Genomic DNA, 3,667 nt, shown 5'->3' with positions numbered 1-3,667 from the left:
TAGCTGATAGCTGATAGCTGATAGCTGATAGCTGATAGCTAATAGCTGATAGCTGTTCCGATCGCCCCCCTTGCGCTGCCTCCATACACTTTTCCTGGTAACTGTATGTTTGCCGATTTTTTCATTAAGCGACCGATTTTTGCCATTGTTTGCTCACTGCTGATTATCCTGGTAGGCGCAATCTCGATTCCTACGCTGGCGATCGCGCAGTATCCCGAAATCAGCCCGACGCAGATTCAAGTGACCTCTAATTATGCGGGAGCGACGGCTGAAACGGTTGAAAACGCTGTCACCACCATTCTGGAACGACAAATCAACGGGGTAGAAGGCGCAAAGTACATCACCTCCAGCAGCAGTAACGACGGCACCAGCACCATTACTGTCACGTTTGACGCTGAACGCGACAAAGACATTGCTGCCGTGGATGTGCAAAACCGGATTGCCGTTGCCGAGCCACAACTGCCCGAACCAGTGCGAAATACTGGGGTCAGCGTCACGAAGCGATCGAACAACATTTTGCTGGCGATCGGCTTTTACGCACAGGGCGGCGAGTACGACAACACGTTCATGAGTAACTACGCCGACCTCTACATTGTCGATGCGCTCAAGCGGTTGGAAGGAGTGGGCGATGTCACCATCTTTGGTGAACGGAAGTACTCCATGCGGCTGTGGATTGACCCGAATAAGCTCGCCAGTCGCGCTTTAACGTCTCAAGATGTGGTGACAGCGCTCCAGAGTCAAAACATTCAAGTGGGTGCTGGGACGATCGGTCAGCAGCCATCACCTGACGATCAGCGCTATCAGATTGATCTCCAGGCTGTGAGCCGCTTGACTGGCGTTTCGCAGTTTGAAAATCTGGTGGTCAAAACGGGAACAGGTGGTAATCTCGTGCGCCTCAAAGACGTGGGGCGTGTTGAACTGGGCGCACAAAACTACGGTTCCTTTCTGCGCTATCGCGGTAATGATGCTGTGGGGATCGGTATTTACCAACTCCCTGGCAGTAATGCGTTAACCGTTGCTGAGGAAGTTAAGGCAGAACTGGCAAAACTGAAGGGGACGTTCCCACCGGGCTTGAATTATCAAGTGGCGCTGGATACGACGCTGTATGTCGATGCCTCGCTCAAAGAAGTCGTTAAAACCTTGCTTGAAGCGATCGTCCTGGTCATTATTGTGATTTTCTTCTTCCTGCAAGATTGGCGGACGACGCTCATTCCAGCCATTACGATCCCAGTCTCACTGATTGGAACCTTTGCGTTTATTAAGGTATTTGGCTTTTCGATTAACTCGCTCTCACTGTTTGGTCTCACACTGGCAACCGGACTGGTTGTGGATGATGCCATCATCGTGGTGGAAAACATTGTCCGCCTGATTCAAGAGGAAGGCATGAATCCGCGTGAGGCAACCGCTCAGGGGATGCGAGAGCTGTTTGGTGCGGTGATTGCAACTTCATTGGTGCTGGTGGCGGTGTTTGTGCCTGTTGCCTTTTTCCCTGGCACCACGGGGCAACTCTACAAGCAGTTTGCGCTGACGATCGCCTTTTCGATCGTGCTGTCGACGTTTAATGCGCTAACGTTAACGCCTGCACTCTCCGCCATTTTGCTGCGGCAAGAGGCACCCAAGCGCAACTGGCTGTTTGACCGTTTTAACTGGGCGATCGATAAAACACGCAACGGCTATACGCGATCGCTGCAACAGTTAGTGAGAGCACGCTTCATCGTATTAGGCGTATTTGCTCTGCTGTTGGTCGGTACAGGCGTACTGTACACACGCGTCCCCACCGCCTTTTTACCCGAAGAAGATCAGGGTTACTTCATCACTCTGATCCAGGGTCCAGATGGGGTTTCGCTCAACTACACAGGCGATGTCATGAACCGTGTGGAGCAGGAGATACTCAAGAGTCCTGACGTGGTCGGTACCTTCTCGGTCGGCGGTTTCAGCTTTAGTGGTAACACTGCCAACCAGGGGATTATTTTCACCGCTCTTAAACCCTGGGAGGAGCGCAAGAAGGAAGGACAATCTGCCCAGGCAATTCTTGGGAAACTGCGAGGCGCTATAAGCGGCATTACCGATGCTCGCATTATACCCGTGAATCCGCCTGCCATTCAGGGCTTGGGTACGGTTGGCGGCTTTCAGTTTGAGCTGCAAGACCGTCAAACGGGCGGTGAATTAGATCCGCTGGTGGCAACAATGGGTCAGATCATTGGGCAGGCGGCTCAGACTCCAGGCTTGCTGCAAGTCTACAGCACCTACTCTGCCAGCACACCGCAGCTACGGGTGGATGTCGATCGCAACAAGGCAGAAGCGCTGGGCGTGCCTATCGATCAGGTATTTAACACGCTGCAAACGCTGTTGGGATCACAGTATGTCAACGATTTTGACCTCGATCGCCGTACCTATCGGGTGTATGTGCAGGCAGATAAGCAGTTCCGCGCCAACCCTGGCGATGTGGGGCGGTTGCAGGTGCGATCGTCGAACAATGATCAAATGATTCCGCTCAGTAGCTTTGTCACGCTAACGCCGATCGTTGGTGCCCAGACAATCAACCACTACAACCTGTTTCGATCGGTGGAAATTACGGGTGGTCCCGCTCCTGGCTTTAGCTCTGGGCAGGCACTACAAGCAATGGAGGATATCGCTGCAAAGGTTCTAGCACCGACTCAAGGCTATGAATGGTCGGGCACATCCGCCGAAGAGCTGTCTTCTGGCGGTCAGGCACCGCTGATTTTTGGGCTAGGCATTGTCTTCGTGTTTCTAGTGCTGGCAGCGCAGTATGAGAGTTTCATCGACCCGGTGATCATTCTACTAGCGGTGCCATTGGCAATTTTGGGCGCTTTGCTGGCATTGACGCTCAGCGGACTCTCGAACGATGTTTACTCTCAAATTGGTCTGGTGATGCTGATTGGGTTATCCAGTAAGAACGCGATTCTGATTGTGGAGTTTGCCAACCAACTGCGAGAACAAGGACTTTCGGTCACCAAAGCCGCTGTCGAATCCGCCCAGGAACGTCTGCGACCAATTTTGATGACTTCGTTTGCTTTTATCCTAGGCTTGCTGCCACTGGTCTTTGCCTCTGGCGCGGGTGCAGCGAGTCGTCGATCGCTTGGCACCGCTGTTGCGGGCGGAATGCTGGTTTCTACCATTCTCAGCCTGTTCATCGTACCCATTCTCTACATCATCATCGTGTCGCTAGAAGACCGCTTTCGATCGCGCAAGGGTGGTGATGGCAATGCTCACAACGGTAAAACAGGTGAAGCACAACCTCAGCCGCGATCGGAGGTTGGTGCCTCTACCTCACCAGAAAACGGCTAATTAACACTAAGGTTGCCTGTAGCCCAAAGGCTATAAGCTCAAGTAGCGCGATCGAGTCGTCCACCAACCCTTTTTAAGAGAGGTACTTGACCTATATAGCGGTTCTTAATCCAGTGAAGTACAGTTGCAAAGAGGCAGAAGGCAGACTTCGGCGTGAGCGCTCAGTCGAATGAGAGCAGAGGGCAGACGTTCAAGAACACGGCGGCTTTCCTTCTGTCTTCGGCAGTTGACAAAGAAAAAGTAGCATTGGCGACTGAAGTCGCGGCTACAGAGGCAAAACCTGCCGTTGCAGGTTGTAAAACTCTTACTCTGCGGTAGTCCGCGCAGGCGGACTTTGTTTACGTAGTCGCGGTTTTAA

The 3,667-nt window shown here is 52.6% G+C and carries 1 protein-coding gene; it reads left to right on the top strand.

The features are described 5' to 3' along the window. The first annotated feature begins 105 nt into the window (after positions 1-105). Positions 106-3,309, top strand: coding sequence for an efflux RND transporter permease subunit (locus AC5JO6_RS15790; RefSeq protein ID WP_496082022.1), 3,204 nt, complete (start codon positions 106-108; stop codon positions 3,307-3,309). Positions 3,310-3,667 lie beyond the last annotated feature (358 nt).

The organism is Tildeniella sp. (assembly GCF_059505325.1).
Note: the sequence above shows the minus strand (reverse complement) of the source record. Positions and strands in the feature narration are given on the sequence as shown.

Coding starts and splice junctions, on each gene's coding strand:
- AC5JO6_RS15790 (WP_496082022.1), top strand. CDS start 106: ATGTTTGCCGATTTTTTCATTAAGCGACCGATTTTTGCCATTGTTTGC.